19 protein-coding genes are annotated in these 23,343 nt (G+C 69.7%); 7 read left to right on the top strand and 12 right to left on the bottom strand.

Annotated features, from left to right (window positions below; all coding sequences use genetic code 11):
- Window positions 1-148 precede the first annotated feature (148 nt).
- The 7 genes from AC069K_RS27745 to AC069K_RS27775 all read right to left on the bottom strand — a co-directional run bounded on the left by AC069K_RS27745 (window position 149) and on the right by AC069K_RS27775 (window position 8,013).
- Window positions 149-1,054 (bottom strand): oxidoreductase, encoded by a 906-nt coding sequence (locus AC069K_RS27745; protein ID WP_478620900.1) that lies wholly within the window; start codon window positions 1,052-1,054, stop codon window positions 149-151.
- The gene (locus tag AC069K_RS27750; protein ID WP_478620903.1) at window positions 1,041-1,904 is read right to left on the bottom strand and encodes a helix-turn-helix domain-containing protein; all 864 of its coding nucleotides are present in this window, start codon (window positions 1,902-1,904) and stop codon (window positions 1,041-1,043) included. The genes AC069K_RS27745 and AC069K_RS27750 overlap by 14 nt, the downstream gene beginning before the upstream one ends.
- Window positions 1,905-2,525: 621 nt before the next feature.
- On the bottom strand, window positions 2,526-2,942 hold the full coding sequence (locus AC069K_RS27755) for a GNAT family N-acetyltransferase (RefSeq protein WP_478620905.1): 417 nt from the start codon (window positions 2,940-2,942) through the stop codon (window positions 2,526-2,528).
- A gap of 808 nt (window positions 2,943-3,750) precedes the next feature.
- Window positions 3,751-4,680, bottom strand: coding sequence for an aldo/keto reductase (locus AC069K_RS27760; RefSeq protein WP_478620907.1), 930 nt, complete (start codon window positions 4,678-4,680; stop codon window positions 3,751-3,753).
- A gap of 362 nt (window positions 4,681-5,042) precedes the next feature.
- Window positions 5,043-5,546 (bottom strand): hypothetical protein, encoded by a 504-nt coding sequence (locus AC069K_RS27765; protein ID WP_478620909.1) that lies wholly within the window; start codon window positions 5,544-5,546, stop codon window positions 5,043-5,045.
- Window positions 5,547-6,127: 581 nt separating this feature from the next.
- Entirely contained in the window at window positions 6,128-6,826 is a 699-nt protein-coding gene (locus AC069K_RS27770) for a response regulator (protein WP_478620911.1), read from the bottom strand.
- Entirely contained in the window at window positions 6,823-8,013 is a 1,191-nt protein-coding gene (locus AC069K_RS27775; protein ID WP_478620913.1) for a sensor histidine kinase, read from the bottom strand. Before AC069K_RS27775 ends, AC069K_RS27770 begins: the two co-directional genes overlap by 4 nt.
- A gap of 306 nt (window positions 8,014-8,319) precedes the next feature.
- Here AC069K_RS27775 and AC069K_RS27780 point away from each other — a divergent pair, with 306 nt between their 5' ends.
- The 6 genes from AC069K_RS27780 (at window position 8,320) to AC069K_RS27805 (ending at window position 17,863) form a co-directional block, all read left to right on the top strand.
- Window positions 8,320-10,575, top strand: a complete 2,256-nt coding sequence (locus tag AC069K_RS27780; protein ID WP_478620915.1) for an MMPL family transporter — start codon at window positions 8,320-8,322, stop codon at window positions 10,573-10,575.
- A 389-nt stretch (window positions 10,576-10,964) separates the two neighbouring features.
- Complete coding sequence (locus tag AC069K_RS27785) at window positions 10,965-11,423, top strand: hypothetical protein (protein ID WP_365108579.1); 459 nt, start codon at window positions 10,965-10,967, stop codon at window positions 11,421-11,423.
- 900 nt (window positions 11,424-12,323) lie between these two features.
- Window positions 12,324-12,905, top strand: coding sequence for a carbonic anhydrase (locus AC069K_RS27790; protein ID WP_478620918.1), 582 nt, complete (start codon window positions 12,324-12,326; stop codon window positions 12,903-12,905).
- A gap of 14 nt (window positions 12,906-12,919) precedes the next feature.
- Window positions 12,920-14,383: a SulP family inorganic anion transporter gene (locus AC069K_RS27795; protein ID WP_478620920.1), complete on the top strand. Its 1,464-nt coding sequence runs from the start codon at window positions 12,920-12,922 to the stop codon at window positions 14,381-14,383.
- A 326-nt stretch (window positions 14,384-14,709) separates the two neighbouring features.
- Window positions 14,710-16,284, top strand: coding sequence for a PfkB family carbohydrate kinase (locus AC069K_RS27800; RefSeq protein WP_365108586.1), 1,575 nt, complete (start codon window positions 14,710-14,712; stop codon window positions 16,282-16,284).
- Complete coding sequence (locus tag AC069K_RS27805; RefSeq protein WP_365108589.1) at window positions 16,274-17,863, top strand: PfkB family carbohydrate kinase; 1,590 nt, start codon at window positions 16,274-16,276, stop codon at window positions 17,861-17,863. The genes AC069K_RS27800 and AC069K_RS27805 overlap by 11 nt, the downstream gene beginning before the upstream one ends.
- Window positions 17,864-17,963: 100 nt before the next feature.
- On the opposite strand, the gene AC069K_RS27810 is transcribed toward AC069K_RS27805, so the two are convergent.
- The 5 genes from AC069K_RS27810 to AC069K_RS27830 form a co-directional block, all read right to left on the bottom strand.
- Window positions 17,964-19,355: an amidase gene (locus tag AC069K_RS27810; protein ID WP_478620923.1), complete on the bottom strand. Its 1,392-nt coding sequence runs from the start codon at window positions 19,353-19,355 to the stop codon at window positions 17,964-17,966.
- Window positions 19,342-19,551: a hypothetical protein gene (locus AC069K_RS27815; RefSeq protein ID WP_365108594.1), complete on the bottom strand. Its 210-nt coding sequence runs from the start codon at window positions 19,549-19,551 to the stop codon at window positions 19,342-19,344. The genes AC069K_RS27810 and AC069K_RS27815 overlap by 14 nt, the downstream gene beginning before the upstream one ends.
- Window positions 19,552-19,691: 140 nt before the next feature.
- Window positions 19,692-20,624: an MBL fold metallo-hydrolase gene (locus AC069K_RS27820; protein ID WP_478620925.1), complete on the bottom strand. Its 933-nt coding sequence runs from the start codon at window positions 20,622-20,624 to the stop codon at window positions 19,692-19,694.
- A 265-nt stretch (window positions 20,625-20,889) separates the two neighbouring features.
- Window positions 20,890-21,468, bottom strand: coding sequence for a TetR/AcrR family transcriptional regulator (locus AC069K_RS27825; RefSeq protein WP_365108599.1), 579 nt, complete (start codon window positions 21,466-21,468; stop codon window positions 20,890-20,892).
- Between the two features lie 96 nt (window positions 21,469-21,564).
- The gene (locus AC069K_RS27830; RefSeq protein WP_478620928.1) at window positions 21,565-22,521 is read right to left on the bottom strand and encodes a GlxA family transcriptional regulator; all 957 of its coding nucleotides are present in this window, start codon (window positions 22,519-22,521) and stop codon (window positions 21,565-21,567) included.
- Between the two features lie 92 nt (window positions 22,522-22,613).
- Between AC069K_RS27830 and AC069K_RS27835 the strand changes: the two genes are divergently transcribed.
- Window positions 22,614-23,207 carry an MBL fold metallo-hydrolase gene (locus AC069K_RS27835; RefSeq protein ID WP_365108609.1) on the top strand — a complete coding sequence of 198 codons (594 nt, stop codon included), beginning with the start codon at window positions 22,614-22,616 and terminating at the stop codon, window positions 23,205-23,207.
- Window positions 23,208-23,343 lie beyond the last annotated feature (136 nt).

A 23,343-nucleotide genomic window follows, 5' to 3' on the forward strand; every position in this document is an offset into this window, starting at 1 on the left:
TCCGGTGTCGTGACCAGGCCGAAACGACGGCACGATCGCGAGAGCCACCTCGGCCAGAGAGCCAATGAGGCCGGTGTCCGGCCGATGTCCGACTCTCCCGAGGTACGCGACTGGATCTGCGAGGGATCTCGCTGCACCGGGGCGCGGTCTACTCAAGCCAGGCTCGGGGGACTTCACGGACGGCGGGCGGCCGCGGAGACGATCCGGCCCCCGAGGGAAAGTCGGTGCTGAGAGTCACCTCCCGCCAACTGTCGAAGGTGGTCCTGAGGGAGTCGAGCTTGGCGGTGGCGATGTCGTACGCGGCCTTGCCCAGCAGCAGCCGCAGCGGGGGTTCTTGGGCGGTGACGGCGTCGATGACGGCCTGGGCGGCGCGTGCCGGGTCCCCGGGCTGGTGGCCGTGGGTGGCCAGGGTGCTCGCGCGTCGTGTGCCCGCGGTCGCGGCGTAGTCGGCGATGGTGGTGACCGACTGGCGCATGGAGGGCCCGGACCAGTTGGTGCGGAACGCGGCGGGTTCGACGATCGTGACCTTGATGCCGAGTGGGGCGAGCTCGGCGGCGAGGGACTCGGAAAGACCTTCCACGGCGAATTTGGTGGCGTGGTAGTAGCCGGTGGCACCGAAGCCGATCAGGCCGCCGAGGGAGGACACGTTCACGATGTGGCCGGTGCGGCGGGCTCGCATGCCGGGCAGGACGGCCTTGGTGGCGTCCACCAGGCCGAAGACGTTGGTGTCGAACAAGGCGCGAACCTCGTCGTCCTCGCCCTCCTCCACGGCGGCGAGGTAGCCGTATCCCGCGTTGTTGACCAGTACGTCGATCTGTCCGAAGGCAGCATGTGCCTGGGCGACCGCGTAAGTGATCTGTTCGGCCTCGGTGACGTCGAGGGCTATGGCGATGGCGCGTTCCTCGTGCCCGGCGATCACCTCGGCTGCCTTGCCGGGATCGCGTGCCGTGACCACGGCCCGCCATCCGTGTTCCAGCACGGTGCGGGCCAGCTCCCGGCCCAGGCCGGAGGAGCAGCCGGTGATGAACCAGACGGGGGAATCAGTGGGGGTCATGCGGGTTCTGTCCTTCGTCTTGAGTATCCGGGATGTCGGTGAGGGCGAGGCTGCCCAGCAGAGCCAGCGACTGTTCGGAAGCGCTGCCGGGCTGAGCCCGGTAGACCACGAGATGCTGACCGGGCGCGCTGTTGACGGAGAAGGTCTCGAAGTCCAGCGTCAGGTCGCCGACCCATGGGTGCCGAAAGCGTTTGGCCGAGGCCGTTTTGGCCCGTACCTCGTGGCGCGCCCACATGCGCGCGAAGTCGGGTTCACGCACGGAGAGTTCACCCACCAGCTCCTGGAGCCGCTGGTCGTCCGGGTCGGGGTTGGCGGCCCGTAGTGCGGCCACGCAGCCCTGCGCCACAACGGCCCAGTCGCGGTAGAAGTCCTGTGCGGCGGGGTTGCGGAACATCGCTGTGATCAGGCTCGTCTCGTTGCCCAGCCAGGAGAACAGCGCCTCGCCGAGGGCGTTGACGGCAAGTAGGTCGAGGTAGCGGCCGTAGACCAGAGCCGGTGTGTCCGCCCAGGTGTCCAACAAGGACACCAGGTGCGGGCCGGCGTATTCCCGGGCGGCGGCCAGGGTCCGCCCGTGCGGTGGCGGATCGATGAGGGCGCGCAGGTGGGCGGCTTCCTCGTCTTCCAGCAGGAGCGCGGCCGCCAAGGCCCTCTGGACCTGGGGCGAGGGATTGCGTTCGCGTCCCTGTTCCAACCGCACGTAGTAGTCGGTGCTCACTCCGGCGAGGACGGCGACCTCCTCGCGGCGCAGTCCAGGTGTTCGGCGTGTCCCTGTGGGCATCCCGTGGTCCTCGGGGCGCACCAGGGCGCGCCGGGCCCGCAGGAACTCGCTCAGCCGATGGTTCTTGTCCATGCCTGTCACCGTAGAGGCCGGCACCGTCGGCAGGGTGGCCCTGTCCCACCCACCCGGACGAGATGGTCGACCGCTGTTCGCTAGCCCCGGCGCCACTGCCGCCCACTGCGGGGCTCGATAGCAACGAAGCCCAACGTCTGGGCGGAGTTGACGCGCTTTATATGATCCACCGGTGACCAGGCAACCCTTCCGCACACCCCGGCGTCGGCTTGTCACTCTGACCATCCTGGCCGCCGCCATAGCCGCCGTCGCCGCTACGGGCTGGTACGCCGCCCAGCCGGTCGATCCCGCATGCACGGTCTACTCAGGGGCTTACGTGCCCGCCACCGCCTCGGCGGCGGAAGCAGACGCCGCAGCGCGGAAGGCGTCTGAAAAGGCCCTGGCCGATGGGGCATGCGGACCCTCGCATGCCCGGTTCCATGACTGGATTGGCTGACGACAGTCGGCTACACCCTCCGGCAGGTCAGACCCGTGCCCGGGAGCCTGCCGGTGGCCAGGTAGGTCATGGCACTCGTGTCCGTGCAGGGGGCTCAGGCGCTGGGTGCGTCCGGCCTCATGGAGCGGACCCGGGCGGCGTGCGGCACAACTGCCTGGTGCGGCGCGTGGGTGCGCCCTGTGGGGCTATGTCTGGTCGAAAGTCCAGACGAGCACCACTTGCTTGTCTTCCCGTGCACCCCCGGCGCGGCTGTACGTTGCCAGTGCCGCCGCGTTGTCCTCGTCCGTGATCACCCACATGCCGTAGCAGTCGCGTTCGCGTGCCAGGTCCGCAAGCGCCGAGGTCAGCGCCCGGCCGACACCGCTCCCACGGAACGGCTCGTCCACGCCCAGCTCGTACAGGAACATCTCGGTGCCCTTGTCCGGGTGTGTCATCTCGACGCCGGTGACCATACCCGCCGGGACGTCGTCCACGTAGGCGATCAGGAGGTGATGGCGCTCATCTGCGAGGAACCGCTCGGTTGCCTCCGGGCGAGGAGGCGAGTCGAACAGATGCCCGGCATCCATGACGGCTTCGACCTCAGTGATGCGGCGGATCTCCATGCGGGGATCCTGACAGGTCTCGGAACGGAGGGCACCAGGTTTGCCCCTCGTCGGAGCCCTTCCAGCCCAGGACCAAGCTCCATGCCCCAACACCGCGAGCGGCGATCTGCGAGCTGCGAGCTGCGAGCTGCGAGCTGCGAGCTGCGAGCTGCGAGCTGCGAAACTGTCTGATACGGGGTTACAGCAATCCACAAGGGGTTCGTAGTCGCGGGCTCGCCGACTGGCGTGCGTCCTGCACGCGAGGCAGGGACTCTCAGCTGGGTTCCTGCGCGTCAAGGTCCGCAAGGCCCTGTTCCCAGCGTCGTCGACGCTCGTCCTCAGTCTGCTCCCACCACTTGGCCCCCCGTTCGCCCAGCGCGACCTTCGCCTGCTGCACACGAGCACGCGCTGCGCGCTCGGCCGACGCACTACCGGAAGCCGTCGCGGAACGCACGGCGCGACGAGCCGACATGAGGTGATGTCGAAGACGAGCAGAGATGTCCTGCGGGATCAACGGATCGGTAGCCCGCCATTTCCTTCCCCCGATCACGACAAAGTGCCCGTCGGCAGTCCTCTCCGGTGACTGATGCGCTTCCACCCCAGCCATTCTGCCCCCCACCGTGGCCGAACTTCAGGGCGGACGGGCGCGATGTGCCGCCGAATGAGCCCCCCTGGTCTCACGAGCGGGAAACGCTCCAACCATGTGAGCTGACAGCGACGTGCAGCCAGATCGACGCCCGGTGCCGCGGACGGAAGCGGCCCGCTGCGTCGGGCAGCACCGTCCGCAGCGGGCTCTCTTGCCTTATCGCCGTATTGCCGTATTGACGAATCAGGGAATGACGTGCCCGGCGGCGCTGAAGAGGCGGTACCACTCTTCGCGGGTCAACGGGAGTTCCGAGCCCGCCGCGGACTCCGCGACCCGGCCGGGATTCGTGGTACCCAGTACGACCTGCATGTTCGCCGGATGACGGGTGATCCACGCGACGGCGATGCCTGTGGGGGTCACTCCGTACTTGGCGGCCAGTTCGTCGAGGACCGAGTTCAGTTCCGGGTAGTTCTCGACGTCGCCGATGAAGACCCCGTCGAAGAAACCCTTCTGGAAGGGCGACCAGGCCTGCAGGGTGATGCCGTGCAGCCGCGCGTAGTCGAGCAGGCCGTTGTCGCGGTCCAAGGACTGGTCGAGCCCGCCCATGTTGGCCGCGATCCCCGAGGCAATCATTGGACAGTGCGTGATGCTCAGTTGTACCTGATTGGCCACCAGAGGCTGCTCAACCGCGGTTTTGAGCAGTTCGATCTGGCCGGGCGTGTGGTTGGAGACGCCGAAGTTCACGACCTTCCCCGCCGCATGCAACTCGTCGAAGGCCGCAGCCACCTCCTCCGGTTCGACGAGGGTGTCGGGGCGGTGGAGCAGCAGCACGTCGAGGTAGTCGGTACGCAGGGCCGCGAGTGACTCCTCGACGGTGCGCACGATGTGTTCCTTGGAGAAGTCGAAGAAGCCTGGGCGGATGCCGACCTTGCTCTGGATCACGATCGACTCGCGTTCGGCGGCGGACAGGCTGATGGCCTGTCCGAAGCGGTCTTCGCAGGCGTGGCGTGTGGGCCCGTAGATGTCGGCGTGATCGAAGGTGTTGACTCCGGCATCCCGCGCGCTCCCGTACAGGGTGCGAATATCCTCGTCCGCGAGCTCCGCGATGCGCATCAGCCCCAGGACGACGTTGGAGGCGCGCAGTTCCGTGCGGGGGAAGGCGATGGTCTTCATGAGGACCATCCTGTCCGATCCCATCCGCCGCTGCTCCCCGGAGGGGCCGGAAAGCGGGTGCCGGCAAGAGCTCTGGCACCATCGGCGAAGCGGTGCCGCCTCTCCTGTCCATCTCCGGCCGCACAGGGGCCGCCGTGACCGGACGCGGCGTATGCCGTGCACCTGGTAGAAAGTATGGGGGAACTACATTGAACTCGCTTACGCACAACGCTCGTTCGTCGGTCGCGGTCTCGGGGACCGCTCTGCTGCTGGCCGCCGCGGGCTCAGCCCTCGTAGCGGCTGCCGTGGCGGCCGATGCAAACGTGCTGGTCGCGACCCTCACCGAGTGGCCGTGACCAGCCTCCCCCCACACACAACAGACCCTAGTCCCGCAGCTCGTTCTCGGGGAGAAGGAGGCTGTCGGGCCCCGGGAGGTGCCGACCGGGCGGGTAGTAGCGCCGACGCCCGTTCCGGTCGGTTACGGCAGTGAACCCAGCGGCCTCCAGCCGTCTCGTGTATTTGGTGGAGTCGCGTCGGGTGTACGCGATTCCCAGGAGGATGAGGGCCGAGAAAACACAGAAAGCACTGCCCGCGATGACGAAACCGAAGGTCCTGTTCTCCGCCCCGAACTCGGACCAGAGCCCCACGGTCGCCGTCAACGCGGGGATGAGGAGGATCACCGCCCGGCGCCTGGTCGAATACGGGCGCTTGAGGTCTGTAAGCATTCGGGCCTTGAGGAGTTCGCGCACCTCGGGCTCGTCGGGCGGCAGTGAGTGTCCGTCGGCCGCATGGGGATAGCGGGCCCAGTTCGCCGCTGCACGGGCCTGGGCGTGCTCGCTGCGGTCCGGCAGGAGCAGCATGGTGAAGTGCTGTCCCTCACTGCTCATGTGCAGGTCCATGTATACGTATCCGAACTGCTCAGCGACAAGGGCAAGTTGACTTATGCTCTTGAACGTGAACGAGGATAGGCTGAGTGTGACCGGCTCCCCGGACGCCATCGACCGCAGTAGTTCCCGCACGCGCTTTTTGCGCACCTGTGCACCCCCGTGACTTGTACTTCCAGAAGTCTCGCACGCCAGAACGCGCGTACGAAACGAGAGCTGGAATGGAGAGGGGAAGGGGAAGCGTGGACTCCCCCCACAAACACGGTGACCACCAACGCGTCGAGATCCCCTTTCCCGACAGGCCGTCACCGCCGCCGAACCCTGGACAGTCGGCGGTGGGCCAACCACTGTCCCAGTTGAGCCGACTGCCCGCCGCGGCCACCGAAGGCGCCGCGCTCTCCGGCACTGCCTGGGACACCGACGCCACCGGCCCTGGGCAGAAGCGGGCACAGGATCAATCCCCAGGGTCAGAGCGCTTCATGTACCGGGGCCCGGCCCGTGTCGGAGCGCCGCCTGAATCGGAAGATCGCCAAACGGGCGACCGCTGAGAATTCCTGCGACCGCGTCGCGGTGCCGCGCCCGTGCTATCCCGGCCGGCGCACCTCGACCACTCCCGTCTCGTACGCCACGATCACGGCCTGGGCGCGGTCGCGGACGCGGAGTTTGCCGAAGAGGCCGGTGATGTGGTTCTTGACGGTGGAGGCGCTGACACCCATCGTGTCGGCGATCTCCGCGTTGTCGAGGCCCGTGGCCATCAGCCGCCACACCTCTGCCTCGCGCGGCGTCAGACCATCGACCTGAGCCACGGGCGGCCCGGGGCGCTCCGGGGCCCTGACGTATGTGGAGATCAGCCGGGTCAGCAGCCGGGGCGCGACGGCCGCCTCACCGGTGTGCACCACCCGTACCGCCGCCACCAGTTCCTCCGGCGAGATGTCCTTGGGCAGGAACCCGCAGGCTCCGGCGCGCAGCGCGGCCACCACGTACTCGTCCAGGTCGAAGGTGCTCAGCGCCAGCACCCGGCAGCCGGGCAGTTCGCGCGCGAGGCGGCCGGTGGCGGCGACGCCGTCGAGCACCGGCATCCGGATGTCCATCACGACGACGTCGGGGCGCAGCCGGTGGGCGAGGGACACCGCCTCCTCGCCGTCGCCCGCCTCGCCCACCACCTCGAAGGCCGGGTCGGGCGCCAGGATGAGGGCGAGTCCGCGCCGTACGAGCGGCTGATCGTCCGCGATCAGGACCCTGATGGGCTTCGGTTCCCACACCTGGTGCGTCGTCGCGTTCATCGTGGCGCTCCCTCGTCTGCCGTCAGCGGCAGCCGGGCGGTCACCCGGAATCCCGCCTCGTCCAGGGGACCGGCCTCGAACGTCCCGCCGTGCAGCGCGGCTCGCTCCCGCATCCCCACCAGTCCGTAACCGGAGCCCGACGCGGTGCTCCCGCGCGCGAGTCCCGGGTCGGCGCCGACACCGTCGTCCCGGACCTCCACCACCACGCCGTCCGGCTCGTAGACCAGCCGCACCCGCGCCCGCGCTTCGCCCGCGTACTTGCGTGCGTTGGTCAGCGACTCCTGAACGATCCGGAAGACGGTCAGGCCCACGCTCGGCGGCAGCGGGCGCTCACTGCCCCGTACGTCCAGCGCGGTGGGGAGCCCGGCCCGGCACGACTCGGCGACGATCCGCTCAAGGTCCGCGATGCCGGGCTGCGGTGCGGTCGGCTCGTCCTCCGCCTCGTCCCCGGCCCGCAGGACGTCGAGGAGTTGGCGCATCTCGTGCAGCGCCATGCGCCCGGAGCCCTCCAGTTCGACCAGCGCCTGCCTGGCCACCTCCGGATCACGGGCGAGGTTGGCCCGGGCTCCCCCGGCCATCAGCTGCATGGTGGTGATGTGGTGCGCCACGATGTCGTGCAACTCGCGGGCGATGCGGCGCCGTTCGGCGGCGACGGCCCGGTCCGCGAGCAGTCGGCGGTTGGCCGCGATGTCGCGCTGCCAGCGGTTCATCACGGCCGCCGCGATGATCACGACAACGGCGGCCAGCACATTGGCGACGACCTCCATCAGGGAAAGACGCGGCCACTTCGTCCAGTTCACCAGCGCCACAACCGCGCCCACCGCCGACGCCACCGCCACGGGCGTGCCCGTGAGCCGTACGACGGTGTAGAGCGCGACGACCACCGCGGCGCCGAAATGCTGGGGCGTCGGCACGGTCAGATTCATGACGAGTCCCAGCACGAGCACGGCCGCGAGTACCGGGACCGGTGCGCGGCGCCGTGCCAGCAGCGGCAGCGCGGCCGCCATCACCAGCAGACATCCGGCCACCGGCACCTCACCCTGCTCCGCATGGCTGGCGAAGGTGAAGCTGACCAGGTCCATGACCCCGGCACCGACCGCGACGAGGCCGTCGTTGCGTGTCCAGGGCAGCGCGTCGCCGCCCTGCCGGGTCGCCGGGGCCCAGGGCGCGGGAGGCGTGGTCACCATGGCGGTCCCGATTCTGTGAGGGGCGGTTCCGGCCGTCGACGGTGTGTCACGGCCCTCGTTCCATGATCCCAGTCTCGCATTGGGTACCGGGTCCACATCCGGCTCGAGGTCCGACCCCGTTCTGGGAGCACGGTCCCAGGCGCCGCCCGCGCCCCCGCCGAACTCCCAGGACACTTCTCCTCCCGTGCTCGGACGACCGCGCCCCGCAGCGCTGATGTGCTGGTCATGGCGCCGAAAGGGCCGCGTCCCCGCCAGGGTCCGCATGCCGCCCGCCGGCCGCATCCCCATCCATCGTCGGAGGACAAAGTGATCCGCGCCCTGACCGGGTTCTCCACCCGCAACCCCTGGAAGGTCATCCTCGTCTGGTCGGTGGTGGGCCTCTTCCTCGCCCTGCTCGGCCAGTCGCTGCTCTTCCGCGTCACCCAGAGCCAGAGCGGGGACTTCCTGCCCGCCACCTACGACTCGGCCGCCGCGCTCAGAATCGCCGAAGAGAAGTTCGGTGCGCAGCCCGACGCCAACGCGATGACGGTGCTCGTCGCCCGGACGGACGGCAAGCCCCTGACCGGGGCCGACGAGCGACGCATCGGCCGCGTCGCCGCGGAGCTGGGCCGGCGCCGCGTCGAGATGCCCGAACCCAGCGGGGACGGACCCGCGTTCCTGGCCAAGGACTACTCACAGACACCCAAGGTCAGCCCCGCCATGGTCGCCCCCGACCGCGGCTTCGAGCTGCTGTCCGTACAGCTGACAGGCAATGCCACGGACCCCGGTATGCACGACCTCTACCGGGCCTTCCGTGAGGAGGTGAAGCACGAGTTCGCCGGTGCCCAGATGCGTACGGGTTTCACCGGCGGGCTCGCCGGTATCGTCGACACCACGGAGGCGGAGAAGACCACCGGCGACGTGGTCAGCGCCCTCATGGTGGGGCTGATCGTACTGATCAACATTCTGGTGTTCCGCAGCGTGCTGGCCGCGTTCGTGCCCCTGCTGGCGGTCGCCGTCATCAGCGGCGCGGCGCTGGGCACGGTCGTGTGCTCCGCGCTCGTCACCGGAATCGACCTCGACACCTCCACGCCGAACCTGATCGGCGTCGTCCTGATCGGCATCGGGGTCGACTACTTCCTCTTCCTCCTGTTCCGCTTCCGCGAACAGCTACGCGCCCATCCCGACCTGCCCGCCCGTGCCGTGGCCGCGGAGGTCACCGGCAGGGTCGGTACGGCGATCACCTCGGCGGCGCTGACCATCGTCGCCGCGTTCGCCACCCTGGGAATCGCGACCTTCGGGCAGTTCCGCGTGCTCGGCCCCGCCATCGCCGTATCGGTGCTCGTCATGCTGCTGGCCTCACTGACGTTCATGCCCGCCCTGCTCGCGGTCAGCGGGCGCAGGATGTTCTGGCCGTCCCGCTCGCTGCGGCGCGAACCCCGGCCGGGCGCCGCCGGGCGCCTCGGTGACCTCGTCGCCCGGCGCCCCCTCACCCTCGTGGTGGCCTCGGTCGCCCTGCTGGGCGCTCTTGCGGCCGGAGCCTCCGGCGTCCGTATGGACTTCGACCAGACGGGCGGTGACGGGGGCACTGCGGCGGCCGCAACCGCCGCAGAGATCAACCGCGCGCTGCCCGCCGGCGTGTCGGACCCGACCACCGTCTACGTCACGGCGGAGCAGGGCCGCACGCTCACCACCCGAAGCGTCGACGCCCTGCCCCGGGCCCTCGCCAGGGTCCAAGGCGTCGGAAAGGTCGGCAGCACCGTACTCAACCAGGACCGCTCGGCGGCCCGCATCGACGTCTATCTCACCGCCGACACCCAGAGCCGACAGGCGCGCGACCTCATCTCCGGACCGGTCCGGAAGGCGGTCGCCCTTTCCACGCCCGCCGGTATGGAGGCCCATGTCGGCGGTACGGCGGCGATCTTCGCGGACATCTCCACGGCGGTCGACCACGACCTCAAGACGGTGTTCCCGGTCGCCGCGGGCCTGATCGCCCTCATCCTGATCGTCCTGCTGCGCAGCCTGCTGGCCCCGGCCGTCCTGATGATCGCCGTCGGGCTCGGCTTCGCCGCGACGCTGGGTGCCTCCGCGCTCTTCTTCCAGCAGCTGCTCGACAAGCCGGGCGTCAACTTCGTGCTGCCGCTCGTGCTGTTCCTCTTCGTGGTCGCGCTCGGCACCGACTACAACATCCTCATCAGCGACCGCATCCGCGAGGAGATGGAGCGCCCGGGACCCGCCCGGGCCGCCGTGTCCCGCGCCGTGCGCCACACCGCGCCCGCCATCGCGACCGCCGGTGTGGTCCTCGCCGCCTCCTTCGGCAGCCTCGCGGTGAACGCGGCGCCCGCGACCCAGCAGATCGGCTTCGCGACCGGGCTCGGCATCCTGCTCTCCGCCTTCGTCCTCTCCCTCGTACTGGTGCCCGCGCTCGCCGTACTCCTCGGCCGGGGCATCTGGTGGCCGGTCCGCCCGGGCCGGGGCAAGGGCCGCCACCAAGCCGAGCCGTGGGAGGGCGGCCGGGCCCACGACGAGGCCTTCCCCCGCCCACACGGAGCCCTGGCTCCTGGGGCGCGTAACGCGTCGTGATCACCGTCGCCGGTCAGGAGGGCGCGCAGGAGCGTCAGCCGCTGGCGCCGCGTTCACGCAGATCACGCAGATCACGCAGATCACGACGGGGCTGGGCCGTGGGGTCGATCGGCTCAAGGGTGGTCACTGACCGGGTAGCGGTGCGCATCGTCAAACGTGCGGGGGGGGTGGACTGGTGTGCGGGCGCACGGCCGTGCAGGTGCCGGTTCAAACCCCGCGTCGATCCGCAAGGCCGTCATCAATCTGTGCGCCACGTCCCGCTTCACCGTACGCACCGCGCTGTCGTATGCCACCGTGATCGTGGACGCCTTCCCCTTCAAAGGCCCTCCTTCCCAGGACGAAATTTCACGGGAAGGAGGGACTTATCTCCACAGAAAGGCCCTGCCCTCATGCGCCTGAAGCGCACCGCAGCCCTGACCACGGCCACCGCGCTCGCCCTGCTGCTTCCCGCCACCAACGCCCACGCCGCCGCCGTCGCCTGCGGCGGCTCCGTCTCCACCCGGGGCATCGCCGCCAACGGCTGCATCAGCGCCGAAAAGGGCAAGGAAGGACGCGTCTACACCCGCGACATCAAAGCCCACGTCGTCCTGCACAACACCAGTCGCCACGCGGCGAACGTCGAATACGAGGCCTTCTTCCGCGTCGTCACCGGCGGCCACTGGGTCAAAATCGGCAACGGACGCACCCTCGTCCCCCGCCGCACCACCACCGGTCCCATCGAAATCGGCAGCACCACCCGCGTCTGCTTCGTCGTCAACGCCAAGGTCGAGATCCGCGTCCACGTCAGGCCCGCCGGAGGTGCCTGGAGCAACTGGACCGGCGCCGCGACCTCCCAGTGCCAGACCTGACCGCCACAGCGCCGTGCGCACGCCGTCCCCGTGAAACCCCGGACAGCAGGGGTCGCGGGGACGACGTGGTCCGCCACGGACCCCAGCGGTCACCCACCGCTCCCTGTGGTCTCATGCTCCTCGCCTCCCCCATGCGCCGGCGGACAACTTCTGCTGGTGCAGGTCTCTCCGCTTCGCGGGGTTCAGCCCTCCACTGAATGTAACGTTGAACTTACGTGCCGTTAACGTCCCTACGGATAAGCTGCGTTCAGCAGGGCGGCTGGCACCGAAGCCGTGCGTCCGTTGCATGCCCGACTCTTGACACGAGGAGCCGAGTGGTGGCACGAACACGAACGGTGCAAGTCCTTCTGGCGGCGCTGGCCGCCGCCCTGCTGGCTCTCCAACTGTTCGCTCAGGGCGCCCCCGACCTTGCGGCCCAAGCCACCGAACCCCCCGCAGCCGTCGGGCAAGCCTCGCTGGGGGATGGGCCCATCGAGCCGGAAGACCTCTGCGGGCACCACGGGAACCGCGCCCGTCGGCAGCCAGAAGAAGATCTCCTCGCGGTCACGGCAACCCGCAGCATGGCGTCTGCCACCGCTGTGCCTGGTGCTGTTGACGCGGACATCTCCCTGGTGGCGCAGCCGAACGCGCACAGAGCCCCGGGCAACAGATCTCCCGCAGCACTGCAGGTCTTCCGCTGCTGAGCTGAGCGGCCTCCGAGCGAGCTGCCCCATCCGGCACCGTGTACGGCCGGGCATCCGCCCTGCCCGTACAGCGGTCCCGGATGCCCTGTGCCATGCCACCGCGCCCCGCGCCCGCAGTCGCCGCGCGCCGTCGCGCCCGCTCGCCTCATGCTCCTCTGCCCGAATCCGTGTCACACCGACGCGCCCCCCACAGCGCGCCAGGAGGAATCACCACGTCATGCAGCCCCTCATAGACAACGCCCGTACCTTCGGACAGCGCCCTGAGGAGTTCGCTCACCTCGCCGAGGGACAGTCCCCGCAGGTCCTGTTCATCACCTGCGCCGACTCCCGGGTCGTCCCGGCCCTCATCACGGGCGCCCGCCCCGGCGAGCTCTTCGAGCTGCGCACCGCCGGCAACATCGTCCCGCCGTACGCCTCCGAGCACCCCACCAGCGAGGCGGCCACCATCGAGTACGCCGTGGAGGTCCTCGGCGTCGACGACATTGTGGTCTGCGGCCACTCCCACTGCGGCGCCATCGGCGCGCTGGTGCGCGGCGACGACCTGGACGCCGTGCCGGCCGTGCGCGACTGGCTGACGAACGCCGCGGACCAGCCCCAGTGCTCCGACTCCGCCGACCCGACCGTCGCCGAAGCCGTACAGAACCACGTCCTCGCCCAGGTGCTGCGGCTGCGGTCCTACCCGTGCGTCGGCAAGCGCCTGGACGCGGGTGAACTGCGGCTGCGCGGCTGGTACTACGAGGTCCACACCGGCGTCGTTCTGGAGCACCGCGAGGACTCCGACACGTTCGAGACGCTCTGAGGGGGCTGACGACCATGCTGTCGAAGTACCCTTATCTGAGGCAGGACTTCCTTGCCTCCATCGTCGTCTTCCTGGTCGCCGTGCCGCTGTGCGTCGGCGTCGCGGTCGCCTCCGGCGTGCCCGCTGAGCTGGGTCTGGTCACCGGCATCGTGGGCGGTCTCCTCACCGGGCTCATGCCCGGCAGCAGCCTTCAGGTGTCGGGGCCGGCCGCAGGCCTGACCGTGCTGGTCTTCGAGGCCGTCAGCGCGTTCGGGGTGGCCGCACTCGGCGTGATCGTGCTGCTCGCCGGACTGCTCCAGCTCGCCATGGGCTTCCTCAAGGTCGGCCGGTGGTTCAGGGCGATCTCCGTCGCCGTCGTCGAGGGCATGCTCTGCGGCATCGGCCTCGTCATCATCGCCGGCCAGATCTACGCGGCGGCCGGCCTGAAGGCCCCGAAGACCGGGATCGACAAGGTCGCGGGCCTGCCCGGGGCGTTCGCCGACGCGCTCGGCAGCACCGAGGCCCTGGCCTCTCTCGCGATCGGTGCGGGCACCATCGCGGTCATCGTGCTGTGGAAGAAGACGCCGAAGGCCGTGCAGTCCGTGCCGGGCGCTCTCGCGGCGGTGGTCCTGACCACGGTCATCTCCCTCGCCTTCAACCTGCCCGTGGCTTCCGTCGAGGTGGAGGGTCTGCTCGGCGTCATCCAGCCGCCGGGAGCCGAGGCGTTCGGTGAACTGGCCAACCCGGCCATCTGGGGGACCGTCATCGCCTTCGCGCTGATCGCCTCCGCGGAGAGCCTGTTCAGCGCGGCAGCCGTGGACCGGCTGCACGACGGTCCCCGCACCCAGTACGACAAGGAGATGATCGCCCAGGGCGCGGGCAACACCGTGTGCGGTCTGCTCGGCGCGCTGCCGATGACCGCGGTGATCGTGCGCAGCTCCGCCAACGTGGGCGCGGGCGCGAAGACCAAGGCCTCCCGGGTGCTGCACGGGGTGTGGCTGCTGCTGTTCGCCGCCGCGATGCCGTGGGCCCTGGCGCTGATCCCGGTCCCCGCCCTCGCCGGCATCCTCGTACACGCCGGCTGGAAACTGATCCCGTTCCGCCAGATCACCGCGCTGTGGCAGAGCCACAAGAGCGAGGCCCTCATCCTCGTCGTCACCGCCGTGTCGATCGTCGCGGTGAACATGTTCGAAGGCGTACTCATCGGGCTGGCCCTGTCCGTCGTCAAGACCGCCTGGGAAACGTCCAACCTCAAGACGGAGGTCATCGACAAGGGCGCCGGTCCCCTCCAGGTCCACCTGTCGGGCAACGCGACCTTTCTCCGCCTGCCGAAAATACTCGACAGCCTGGAGGCCCTGCCCCAAGACCGTCCGATCGAGGTGAACCTCTCCGGCCTGCACCACCTCGACCACGCCTGCCGTACGGCCCTGGAGAACTGGGCCGAGCGGCACAGCGCACCCGACACCGAACCGGTGAAGGTGGTCACCGCGACAACCTGACACCGCCGAGTGGCCGGGCGGTGCACACTACACATGTGCCGCCCGTGGACATCGAGGTCGGACCCCCACGGTACGGAGACCCCGGGCGATCAGTCAGCGCCCGGGGCCTCTGCCCTTCGAAGACGACACAGGTGTTTGCCGGACACACGACCGGAAAGGTCCGTACGCACAACCGGCAACAGCATCTGCGACCGTCACCCCTCGCTGAACTCAGAAGCCGCTCCTCCCGTGCACGACTATCCCTCGGCGTCACCATGGTGGCGGGGGCTGCCGAGCGGGTATGCCTTGCAGTGGACCTCGCGTCGGCCAGGTTCTGGGGGGATACCGTGAATGAGGGTGACAGCCGATTACGTGGCGGGCAGCGACTCGTCGAGATTGTCGGGTTCGGCGCATTGAACGTGGACTACATCGCGGGGGCGTCACGGTTGTCGCGGCGCCTGGCGGAGCAAGTATCGGAGTCGACGGCCCGGTTCGAATGGAATACCGAAGGGGCAGCGGACGAAGTCACCATCTCCAAGGCGATCGAACGGCTGGGAACGTCCTCGCTGGACGCCTCGCTCGGCGGTTCGGCTTGGATCACCATCTTCGCTCTGGCGCAGATGCGGGTCGACGTGCAGCTGGGGTACGTCGGAGTGGCCGGGCGGATCGAGACGCCCGGATTGTCGTTCGTACGGCAGATGGATCTGCTGGGCATCGACCGGCGCTGGGTGGCGCGCAGGCCGGACCGGCTGTGCGGGACGTGCCTGTCGTATCTGGAGGACGCCGAGCGGGTGATGCTGACCCACCCGGGCGCGAACTTCGCCATGGCGGACCATCTGCGCCAGCACGGGGACCGGATCGCCAGTTACCTGGCGCAGGCCCGGATCGTGCACGTCACGTCGTTCCTGGACGAGGCCACGCCCCCGCTCATGCTGGAGGTCCTCACCGAGGCGCGGCGGCGCAATCCCGCGTTGCGGATCAGCTTCGACCCCGGCTTCGACTGGGCGCAGCACCGCAGCCCGGCCGTGCGGGAGATCCTGGCACTGGCGGATCTGCTGTTCGTCAACCACCGCGAGTTCAAGGCCCTCGGCGACTACGCGGTCGGCGAGTCGGACGAAGTACTCGCCGCGCGGGTCCTTGCCGGCTGCGCGGCGGGGTGCACGGTGTTCGTCACCAAGCGCTATGACTTCGTCGAAGTCTTCCGCAGCTCCCCGGCCGGGGTGCTGGCCCAGCGCTTCCAGCTGAGGCGACCCACCCGGGAGTCTGCGCTGGAGGATGCCACGGGTGCGGGCGATGTGTTCGCCGCCGCGGTGCTCGCCGCACAGACCTCCCGGCGACTACAGGTCGAGCTGGGGACATTTCTGGGCCTGAGCCTGGCCAGGCATCGCACCCTCCACGGCCAACTGCGGACCTCGGCTCCCCCGCACTTGGACGCGGGGTTCCTGCAGTCGCCCGAGAAGCTTTCCGGTCCGGGCAGCCGGCCGCCCGCGGTCCTGCTTGCCCATGACAGCGGAGCTCAGTGGGAGATGCTGCGGCGGTTCCTGCACGATGACTGCAGTCTTGTCGTCCACACGCTCGGTCAGGACGAACTGCACGGTGGCGAGGTATCGCGGCTGTTCGCGGACCGACTGGCCCGCTGTGGCTTCGCGGTGTGCGTGCTGTCGGCGACCCGCGTGATGTCCGACGGGGAGCGCAGAGCAGGCGAGGACGTGGTCCACCAAGTGGGTATCCTCCAGGGTCATTACGGATTCGGGCGCGTGGCCCTGCTGACGGAGGAAGGGTGCGCGGCGTTCTCGAACATCGCGGGCCTGATCCGGTTGGATTTCAGCCCCGGGCGCATCCACAGCACCTTCTGGGAGTTGGAGAGAATGCTGGTGAGGGAAGGTTTTCTACCCCCAGGAGGCAGCCGACATGACCGCTGATTCGCGGAGGAGGAGGCAGGCGCCCACGAGGCCCACGTTCGCACTGGACGTGGTCGGCATCGGAGCACTGAACCTCGACTACATCATCTCCTCCCCCGCTGCCGGGGCACCGGCGGAAACGCCACTGAGCACCCGGATCGCACAGATCGTGGACCAGGACCGACCGGTACCGGAGTGGGGCACCGAGACCGCCGTCGACGAGCACACGGTCTACGCCGCGCTGGAAGCCGTGGACTCCGCGGCGCTCGAAACCTCCCTGGGCGGATCGGCGTTCAACGCCATCCACACGCTGGCGCAGCTCCAGTTGGACCTGCGCCTGGGCTACGTCGGCGTCGCCGGCCACGTACCGGGACCGGGCATCTCCAGCACCGCGCAGTTACACGCCCTGGGCGTGGACCACCGCTATGTCTTCCAGGACGAGGACCACCTGTGCGGAGTGTGCTTCTCCTTCACCGAAGACGGTGAACGCACCCTGCTCACCCACGCGGGCGCCAACACCGCCATGGCCGACCACCTGGAACGCAACTTCGACGACGTCGTCGCCTACCTGGCCGGTGCACGGGTCGTCCACGTGACCTCCTTCCTCGACGAACGCACCCCGGACCGGCTGCTGGCTCTCCTGCAAGCCGTCAAGCGCACCAACCCAGCCACACTCATCAGCTTCGACCCCGGCCACGTATGGAGCACCAATCCCACGCCCGCGGTGACCGGCCTGATCACCCTGGCCGACTACTTGCTGCTGAACCATCGAGAGTTCCGCGAACTGGGCCGTCTCGGCGACCAGAGCTCCGACGAACACATCGCGTCCTGGCTCCTGGACCAGGGCACGGCAGACTCCGGTGTCATCGTGGTGAAGCGGCGCGCCGGCACCCACACCTGGCGGCAGGAGAACGGGAAGGCGGTGGACGCCTTCTACCCGCAGCTCCTGCTGGCCGACGACCAGGTCGAGGACGCCACAGGCGCCGGTGACGTGTTCGCCGCCGGACTGCTGGCCGTCCTGACCGGCGATCGACTGCAAGTGGAACTCGGGGCGCTGCTCGGCATGACCCTGGCCCGCCACAAGCTGCGCTACGTCGGCAGCCACGGCCACGCACAACTCGCCGAGGTGACCCGGGACTTCATCGGTTCCTTCGAGACCACCCGGCGCACCGCCGCGCTGCCCGACGGGGTGTTCGTCGCCCACGGTCGCAGCCCCGAGTGGCTGGCGGTCAAAGCCTTCGTGGAAGAGCGATTCGGCCTGCCCGTCTACTCCTTCGAATCCGACGCCTGGGGCAGCAGGCAGGTCACCGACGCCCTTTCCGACTACCTCCAGCGCTGCGGGTTCGCCATCTGCGTACTCACCGCCGAGGACTCCACCGGCGACGGCCACCTGGTGGCCCGTCAGAACGTCATCCACGAGATCGGGCTCTTCCAAGGACACTGCGGCTTCGACCGCGTCCTGATCCTGGCCGAAGAAGGCTGCCAGTCCGCCCCCGCGGCCGTCGCCCCGTACACCATCACCTTCCCCCGCAACGCCATCGACAAGACGTTCTGGCACCTGGACCACGCCATCCGCACCCAGGGCTTCGCTCGCCGGTGAACACGCAGGCGTGGAGCAACCGTGCAAACGCCCCCGGAGGTGAAGGCTTCCCAGGTTCTGGTCGAACTCGGTATCGCGTGCCGGCCGGCGCCGTGGAGACTCAGGCGGCTGTGGCGAGTGTCCGGGCGGGCTGCGTCTGCTCGTAGGCGTGGCCGATCCGCAGGAGTGTGGGCTCACCCAGGGGCCGGCCCAGGAGTTGCATGCCGATGGGCAGGCCCGCCGGGTCGTGGCCGACCGGCACAGTCAGGGCGGGTACTCCGGTGATGTTGGCCGGGGCGCACAGGCGTACATAAGCGTCGGAGACGCTCTCGATCGTGCCGTCGGGCCAGGTGACCGTCTCCTCGTCGGCCCCGGCCGCGGGCATCGGAACGCTCGGGGCGGCGATCACGTCGACCTCCTCCAGCATCCGTGCCCACTCGGCGCGCATGAGGGTGCGCGAGCGTTGAGCGCGCAGGTAGTCGGCGGCGCTCATCAACTCGCTTGCCTCCAGCAGGATGCGGACATCCTCCTGGTACAGCTCGGGGACCGTACGCAGGCCGGCTTCGTGGTAGGCGCCGGCTTCCGGCACCATCAGGCCCCACTGGGTGGCCTGGATGTAGCGGGCCATCGGGATGTCGACCTCGACCAGCCGTGCGCCCATCGCTTCCAGCTGCCCGATGGCGTGCCGCACGGCGTTCTCCACCTGAGGGTGGACGTGGTCGAAGTAGTAGGTGCGCGGCAGGCCGACCCGTAGTCCCGTCAGATCCGCGCCGGCAGCGGGCCGGTAGTCCACGGGGGGCACGGACAGGGAAGCGGGATCACGTGGATCGTGTCCGGCCAGCGCGCTCAATACCAGGGCCGCGTCCTCGACGGTGCGTGTGATCGGGCCGATGTGGTCCAGCGACCAGGACAGGGAGGTGACGCCGTGACGGGGGACGAGGCCGTAGGTCGGCTTGAGGCCGACGACGCCGTTGAGTGCGGCGGGCACCCGGATCGACCCGCCGGTGTCGGTGCCCAGGGCGAAGGTCGCGGTGCCCGAGGCGACGGCGACCGCGGAGCCACCGCTGGAGCCGCCGGCGACGCGGCCCAGGTCCCAGGCGTTGCGCGTCTGCGGGGTGGTCAGGCCGAACGCGAATTCGTGGGTGTGGGTCTTGCCGAGCAGGATCGCGCCGGCTGCGTTCAGACGTGCGGCGACCGTGCTGTTTGCTGTCGCGCGATGGTCGGCACGGACCCGCGAGCTGGCCGTGGTGGCCATCCCGGCGACATCGATCAGGTCCTTGAGCCCCATGGGGATGCCGTGCAAGGGTCCCCGGTACCGGCCGTGCGCCGCTTCGTGTTCGGCTTCGCCCGCCGCCCTGCGCGCCTGCTCCGCGGCGAGGGTGACGTAGGCGCCGAGGTGTGGCTCCGCCTTCTCGATACGGTTCAGGACGGAGTCGACCAGTTCGACCGGGGACAGCCGCCGGGTGCGTATCGCATCCGCGGCGGCGGCGAGGGTCAGCTCATACGGCTGCATCGCGCTTCTCCCCTCCGGCACGGAAGGCGGCGGCCGGCGGGACGTCCGCGAAGTCCAGCTCGCGCAGGACCGCGACGACGCTGTGGATGTGGTTGGCGACCGCGGCGACCGCGGCATGGCGCTCTTCGGGCAGCACCAGCCCGGCGCGGACGGCCCAGCGGGCGGCCTCCGGCGGTGTGAGATCGACGGCTGACATGGGGCTCTTCCTCTCGGTGTGGGTGGTGGGAGCGGCGAAGCGAACGATGCTTTGAAGGCCGAGGGTTGTCTGGCAGGTGTGGGTGCGGCAGCGTGCGCGGGCTGGTGCGCGCGGCGGGGGGGGCGGGGCCGCTCCTGCGGTCAGGATGTACTGGCCGGGATCTCAGTGCCGTGCTCGGCGTGCAGCCGGTAGCGGCCGTTGTCGCGGCGCACGGTCCCGGCGGTGGGCCTCGGGAAATGGGTGCCCAGGAGCAGCGTGTCCGTGTCGGCCAGCGTGTCGAGGAGACGGGCGCGGGTGCGGATCGCCTGGGCAGGGTCGATGTCGACGCAACTGTGCACGTGCGGGTGGGAGAGCTGCACGGGGTGGTGGATGCTGTCGCCGGTGATCAGGGCGCGGCGGTCGTTGCCGCGCAGTTCCACGGCGACCTGCCCGGGGGTGTGGCCCGGCGCGGGGACCAACAGGACACCCGGCGCCACCTCGTGGCCCTGCTCGGGCACGTCGACGCATTCGTACTGTCCGGTGGCGCGGACGGGGGTGACGGAGTCGCGGAACATCTGGCGGCGGGGCTCGTCCAGGTCGGCGGCAGCCCAGTGGTCCCATTCGGTGCGGCTGGCGAGGTAGCGGGCGTTGGGGAAGGTGGGAACCCAGTCCTCACCGGCGAGGCGGGTGTTCCAGCCGACGTGGTCGGTGTGCAGGTGTGTGGTGATCACCAGGTCCACGGACTCGGGTGGAAAACCGGCCGCCGTGAGGCGTCGAAGGAAATCGGTGTCCAAACCGTTCCAGGCCGCGTTGGCGCGCGGCTTGGCGTTGCCGATGCCGGTGTCCACGACGATCCGCAGCCCGCCCGCCTCCACGGCGAAGCTGTGGCTCGCCAGGCGCGGGACGTCGGCGTCGGCGAAGTCGGGGCGCAGCCACGAGGCCTCGTCCAGCACGTCTTTGGTGGCGTCCGGCAGCAGCCAGGGGCCGGTCTGCCGCGGCAGTTCGATCTCGTCGACGCGGCGTACGGCGATGCCGCCGAGGCTCCATTCCGTGCTGGTGAGGGAAGTGTCCTGAGAGGCTGCGGCGGTGTCCATGAAGGGTTCCTTACGGGAGAGGCACGGTGATCCGGGCGGCGATCAGCGCCCCTGCCCGCTGGGCGGTGGCGGAGACAGTCATTACGGCAGCCTCGACGGGCCACGCACCGGTGAGGACCGGGCGCCGGCCCAGGTGGTGGTCCGAGAGCGTGCCCGCGGTCAGGGCCTAGAACACTGGGCATGGAGCACCCCTCACACCTAAAGGCAAACGCTTCGCTTTAGGCAGAGTAGGCCCTGGCGTCTACAAAACGCAAACCATTAGCTTTTAGTCGCGAGGTGACGCAGCGCTCCGGCCGAGTGCCGCCGCCACCAGGCAATCGGTGTAGGACGCCGACACATCCGAGGGGCGGAACAGGATGCGGTACATCAGGGGGGCGACGATGACGTCCAGCAGGCTCTCCACATCGGGCACAGCCTCCCCCCGCCCGGCCGCGCGCACACCGATGGCCTTCAACTGCTCGGCCGCGTAGTCGGAGCAGCGCACCGCGTTGCCCTGCTCAGGGTCGCCCAGCAGGGCATCGCGGATGTACGTGCGGCCCGCCGTCGAGGACATCTCCTCCGCGAACTGCAACGCCCACGCCTCCAGGTCCGCCCGGAGACTGCCGCAATCGGCCGGCTCGGCATCGGGACGCAGTCGTTCCACGGCCACGTCGGACAGCAGTTCCCGCAGGTCCCCCCAGCGCCGGTAAATAGTGGACGGAGTCACTCCCGCGCGGGCCGCGATCAACGGAACAGTGAGGGCGTCCCGCCCCACCTCCGCCTCCAGATCACGGACGGCCTGGTGCACGGACTGCTGGACACGGGCACTGCGCCCGCCGGGGCGTGTGGTCGCTCGGGCACTCATGCGGCCAGCTTAACGCGAATAAGTTGCGTCTGGCTCGCCCAGGCCCTCCTTGCCCTTGCCGGTATCGATAGGATCGGCGGATCCGGGGGCGTCTTCCTACGGCACGCTGGTGAAGGAGCGGCGGTAGGAGCGGGGCGGGACTCCCCGGCGCCGTACGAACTGTTCGCGCAGCACGGCCGCGCTCGCGTAACCGACCCGGCGGGCGACCTCCTCGACGGGCAGGTCCGTGGTTTCCAGGAGCTCCTCGGCCCTGCTCAGTCGCAGGCTCCGGAGCCAGGCGTGTGGGGTGGTGCCGGTCGCGGCGGTGAAGCGGCGGGCGAAGGTGCGTTTGCTCATCAGGGCGCGGCGGGCCAGCTCCGTGACGGGCAGCGGCTCGTGAAGGTGCTCGCGGGCCCAGCCGAGGACCTCGGCGAGCCGTTCGTCCTGGCTGTCCGAGGGGACGGGCGCGGCGAGGTACTGGGCCTGTCCCCCGTCGCGGTGGGACGGCAGCACCATGTCCCGGGCGACAGTGTTGGCCATCGCGGCGCCGTACTCCCGCCTCAGCAGGTGCAGGCAGAGGTCGAAGCCCGCAGCGGCCCCCGCGCCCGTGACAACGCTCCCCTCGTCGACGTACAGCGCGTCGGGGTCCACGGTGACCTCCGGGTGGCGGTCGGCGAGCAGGTCGGCGAACCGCCAGTGGGTGGTCGCCCGCCGGCCGTCGAGCAGCCCGGCGGCGGCGAGTGCGAACGTACCGACGCAGTGGGCCGCGACGACCGAGCCGCGCCCGTGCGCGGCTCTCAGCGCGTCGAGTACGGCCCCGGCGGGCGGTGTACGGAAGTCGGTTCCGGGCAGGGCGATGAGCAGATCAGCCTCGGCGAGCTGGTCCAGGCCGTGCGGGATAGAGAGCGGTACACCGTGGTCCGTGGGCACCGGCCCGGGACGGTCCGCACACAGGGCGAAGTCGAAACCGGGCAGCGCGGACCCATGGGGGCCGAACACCTCGGTGACGATGCCGACGGCGAGCATGCCGACGCCTGGGGGGACGTACGCGGCGACGGTGGGGAAAGGCGGCATGGGCGCAGTGTGACACACGGTGGCACGAATCCTGCGATGTGCGGCTCCTGTGCCACTCGTGAACCGCCCCCTGGCCCGGCAGGATTGAGGCCATGACAGACGCACCGCTCGGCCGCAGCGCCGTGTACCAGGTCCTGACCACCGGCTACGTGGGCTCCACCGGCCCCGGGGTCGCCGCCACCGTCTCCTACATCGCCGACGCGGGGCGGCACGTGATCTTCGACCCGGGCATGGTGGCCAGCCGTGACCACATCCTGGCCCCGCTCGCCGAACTGGGGCTGGGCCCCGACGACATCACCGATGTGGTGCTCAGTCACCACCACCCGGACAACACCATGAACGTGGGCCTTTTCCCTCAGGCCCGGGTCCACGACCACAAGGTGGAGTATCTCGGTGACCAGTGGCAGAACCGGGACGCGGAGGGCTACGAACTCACCCCGTCGCTCCGGCTGATCCGCACCCCTGGCCACAGCCCCGAGGACATCACCCTGCTGGCGGGCACGGACTCGGGCGTGGTGGCCTTCGCCGGCGACCTGTGGTGGCACGCGCAGGGCCCGGCAGACGACCCGGTGGCCCCGGACCGCGAGGTTCTGCGTGCCTCCAGGCTGCGGGTACTGGAAGCGGCGGACCTGATCGTGCCGGGCCACGGCGGGCCGTTCGAAGCCGACGACTCCACACCCCGCTAGCGGCCCAGCGATACCGGAGATGCTGCGCAGGGGTCCCTTCAAGCAGCGGGTGCCCTGCCCCTTACCCCTCATTGCTGCAAGGGGCCGGAGTGCGCGGGCCCGCTCACAAGGCCCGCACACTCCGAAGGCGTATGAC

Source organism: Streptomyces sp. NPDC043908 (genome assembly GCF_056435525.1).

Excerpts from the sequence above, each read along its gene's own strand:
- AC069K_RS27770 (WP_478620911.1), bottom strand. The coding sequence starts at position 6,826 with ATGAACGCGACGACGCACCAGGTGTGGGAACCGAAGCCCATCAGGGTC.
- AC069K_RS27785 (WP_365108579.1), top strand. The coding sequence starts at position 10,965 with ATGCGCCTGAAGCGCACCGCAGCCCTGACCACGGCCACCGCGCTCGCC.
- AC069K_RS27750 (WP_478620903.1), bottom strand. The coding sequence starts at position 1,904 with ATGGACAAGAACCATCGGCTGAGCGAGTTCCTGCGGGCCCGGCGCGCC.
- AC069K_RS27790 (WP_478620918.1), top strand. The coding sequence starts at position 12,324 with ATGCAGCCCCTCATAGACAACGCCCGTACCTTCGGACAGCGCCCTGAG.
- AC069K_RS27810 (WP_478620923.1), bottom strand. The coding sequence starts at position 19,355 with ATGCAGCCGTATGAGCTGACCCTCGCCGCCGCCGCGGATGCGATACGC.
- AC069K_RS27825 (WP_365108599.1), bottom strand. The coding sequence starts at position 21,468 with ATGAGTGCCCGAGCGACCACACGCCCCGGCGGGCGCAGTGCCCGTGTC.
- AC069K_RS27745 (WP_478620900.1), bottom strand. The coding sequence starts at position 1,054 with ATGACCCCCACTGATTCCCCCGTCTGGTTCATCACCGGCTGCTCCTCC.
- AC069K_RS27760 (WP_478620907.1), bottom strand. The coding sequence starts at position 4,680 with ATGAAGACCATCGCCTTCCCCCGCACGGAACTGCGCGCCTCCAACGTC.
- AC069K_RS27765 (WP_478620909.1), bottom strand. The coding sequence starts at position 5,546 with ATGAGCAGTGAGGGACAGCACTTCACCATGCTGCTCCTGCCGGACCGC.
- AC069K_RS27815 (WP_365108594.1), bottom strand. The coding sequence starts at position 19,551 with ATGTCAGCCGTCGATCTCACACCGCCGGAGGCCGCCCGCTGGGCCGTC.
- AC069K_RS27830 (WP_478620928.1), bottom strand. The coding sequence starts at position 22,521 with ATGCCGCCTTTCCCCACCGTCGCCGCGTACGTCCCCCCAGGCGTCGGC.
- AC069K_RS27805 (WP_365108589.1), top strand. The coding sequence starts at position 16,274 with ATGACCGCTGATTCGCGGAGGAGGAGGCAGGCGCCCACGAGGCCCACG.
- AC069K_RS27820 (WP_478620925.1), bottom strand. The coding sequence starts at position 20,624 with ATGGACACCGCCGCAGCCTCTCAGGACACTTCCCTCACCAGCACGGAA.
- AC069K_RS27835 (WP_365108609.1), top strand. The coding sequence starts at position 22,614 with ATGACAGACGCACCGCTCGGCCGCAGCGCCGTGTACCAGGTCCTGACC.
- AC069K_RS27775 (WP_478620913.1), bottom strand. The coding sequence starts at position 8,013 with ATGGTGACCACGCCTCCCGCGCCCTGGGCCCCGGCGACCCGGCAGGGC.
- AC069K_RS27795 (WP_478620920.1), top strand. The coding sequence starts at position 12,920 with ATGCTGTCGAAGTACCCTTATCTGAGGCAGGACTTCCTTGCCTCCATC.
- AC069K_RS27755 (WP_478620905.1), bottom strand. The coding sequence starts at position 2,942 with ATGGAGATCCGCCGCATCACTGAGGTCGAAGCCGTCATGGATGCCGGG.